Genomic DNA, 2,722 nt, shown 5'->3' on the forward strand with positions numbered 1-2,722 from the left:
AGGCTCAGCCCGCGAGCTGCGCCATCACGTCCTCGGGGGCCTCGAAGTTCGTCGTGACGCGCTGCACGTCGTCGTCGTCCTCGAGCGCGTCGATCAGGCGCATGAGTTTCTGCATCCCCTCGAGGTCGAGCTCGGTGGTGTTGAGCGGCTTCCAGACGAGGCGCGTGGTCTCCGACTCGCCGAGCTGCGCCTCGAGCGCCTCGGCCACGTCGTTGAGATCGGTATCGGCGCACCAGACGGTGTGTCCGTCCTCGGAGCTTTCCACATCCTCCGCGCCCGCCTCGATCGCGGCCTCGAGGATCGCCTCGGCGTCGCCGGCGGAGGCCGGATAGACGATCTCGCCCTTGCGCTCGAACATGAAGCCCACCGAGCCCGTCTCGCCGAGGTTGCCGCCGTGCTTGCCGAAGGTCGCCCGCACGTTCGACGCGGTGCGGTTGCGGTTGTCGGTCATCGCCTCGACGATCACCGCCACGCCGTTCGGCCCGTAGCCCTCGTAGCGGATTTCCTCGTAGGCCTCGCCCTCGCCGCCCGCGGCCTTCTTGATGGCGCGCTCGATGTTGTCCTTGGGCATCGAGCTGGCCTTGGCATCCTTGATCGCGAGGCGCAGGCGCGGGTTCTTCTCGGGGTCCGGGTCGCCCATCTTGGCGGCGACGGTGATCTCCTTGGAGAGCTTGGAGAACAGCTTGGACCGCGCGGCGTCCTGACGGCCCTTGCGGTGCTGGATGTTGGCCCATTTGGAATGGCCCGCCATGATGATCTCCGCTCCCTGTGATGCGACCCCGCGCATATAGGCCGGAGCCGGCGGCCGGTTCAATCCCCGCCGACGGCGCTTGCATGCGGGCGCGGGGCGGGTTCTGCTGAGCGCGTGACGCAGGATCAGGCCATTCTCTTCGCGCTTTTCGGCGCGGTCTTCGCGGGGCTGCTCTGGGGGCGCTGGCGCTACGACCTCGTGGCCTTCGCCGCGCTGCTCGCCGGCGTGGTGCTCGGCGTGGTGCCCTCGGACGATGCCTTCTCGGGCTTCGGGCATCCGGCGGTGCTCGTCGTGGCGCTGGTGCTGGTCGTCTCCGGCGGGCTCTCGCGGTCGGGCGTGGTGCATTTCGTCACCCACCGGGTCATGGACAAGCAACGCGGCACGCAGACGCATATCGCGCTCATCGGCGGGCTCGGCGCGGCGCTCTCGGGGTTCATGAACAACGTCGCGGCGCTCGCGCTGCTGATGCCGGTGGATGTCGCCATCGCGCGCAAGGCCCGGCGCGCGGCGGGCGCGACGCTGATGCCGCTCGCCTTCGCCACGATCCTCGGCGGCATGATCACGCTGATCGGCACCCCGCCCAACATCATCATCGCGACGATCCGCGAGGAGGAACTCGGAGCCTCCTTCCGCATGTTCGATTTCGCGCCCGTGGGCCTCGCCGTGGCGGTGGCGGGCATGGCCTTCGTCACGCTCGTGGGCTGGCGGCTGATCCCCGTGCGTGAGGATGGCGGTGCGGGCTCACAGGAATACAAGAGCTACCTCGCCGAACTCACGGTCCCCGACGACAACGACTGCATCGGACGGCGCGTGCGCGACCTCTACGAGGCGGCCGAGGACGCCGATGTCGCGATCATCGGCCTCGTCCGCGAGGGACGCCGCCGCTACGGCACCTCCGCCAACACCGAGATCGAGGCGGGCGACGCGATGGTGATCGAGGCGACGCCCGAGGCGCTGGAGGATTTCCGCACCACCCTCTCGCTCGCCTTCGCCGAGCGCGAGCGCGAGGAGCGGCTCAAGGCCGAGGGCGAGGGGCTGACGCTCGTCGAGGCGGTTGTGCCCGAGGGCGCGCGCGTCGCCGGGCGCAGCGTGCAGGCGGTGGGGCTCTCGTGGCGCCAGCAGACGCTCCTGCTCGGCGTCTCGCGCGAGGGGCGCGCGATCAACAAGAGGATGCGCCAGACCAACCTGCGCCCGGGCGACATCCTGCTTCTGCTCGCCCCGAAGGAACGCGAGACGGACGTGGTGGAGTGGCTCGGCGTGCTGCCGCTCGCCGACCGGGGCGTCACGGTGACCGAAACCTCGAAGACATGGGCCGCGGTCGCGCTTTTCGCCGCGGGCGTCCTCGCGGCGACCCTCGGGCTCGTCGATCTGCCCGTGGCGCTCGGGCTCGTCGCGGTGGCCTATGTGCTCGCCGGCGTGCTGCCGCTCAAGGAGATCTACGATCAGGTCGAATGGCCGGTGATCGTGCTGCTGGGCAGCCTGATCCCGCTGGGCGCGGCGCTCGACGAGGTGGGCGGGACGAAACTGATCGCCTCTGGCCTGCTGTCGCTGGCCGAGAGCTGGCCTGTCTGGGCGGTGCTGGCCGCGCTTCTGCTGGTGACGATGACGCTGTCCTCCGTTCTCAACAACGCCGCCACGGCGGTGGTCGCCGCCCCCGTGGCGATCGACATCGGCGACCGCCTCGGCGCCTCGCCGGACGCCTTCCTGATGGCTGTGGCGGTGGGCGCCTCCTGTGCCTTTCTCACGCCCGTCGGACACCAGAACAACACGCTGATCCTTGGCCCGGGCGGTTATCATTTCGGGGACTACTTGCGGATCGGGCTACCGCTGGCGATCATCGTGACGGTCGTGGCGGTGCCGATGATCTGGCTCGTCTGGGTGTGACCGCGGCGCCCCCGCGCGGGGCGCCGGCGCCGGACATCCGCTGGACACGGCGACCCGCGCGGGGCAGATGGCGCGCATGAACCTCGA

General features: G+C 70.1%; 2 protein-coding genes. One reads left to right on the forward strand and one right to left on the reverse strand.

Annotation, left to right across the window (positions count from 1 at the left end; translation table 11 throughout):
- Positions 1-4: 4 nt before the first annotated feature.
- Positions 5-751, reverse strand: a complete 747-nt coding sequence (locus ACESL7_RS15030) for a YebC/PmpR family DNA-binding transcriptional regulator (protein ID WP_372894106.1) — start codon at positions 749-751, stop codon at positions 5-7.
- Positions 752-865: 114 nt separating this feature from the next.
- Here ACESL7_RS15030 and ACESL7_RS15035 point away from each other — a divergent pair, with 114 nt between their 5' ends.
- Complete coding sequence (locus ACESL7_RS15035; protein WP_372894107.1) at positions 866-2,635, forward strand: SLC13 family permease; 1,770 nt, start codon at positions 866-868, stop codon at positions 2,633-2,635.
- The last annotated feature ends 87 nt before the right edge of the window (positions 2,636-2,722 follow it).

Origin of the sequence: Rhodosalinus sp. (assembly GCF_041685465.1) — a bacterium.
Taxonomy (GTDB): Bacteria; Pseudomonadota; Alphaproteobacteria; order Rhodobacterales; family Rhodobacteraceae; genus Rhodosalinus.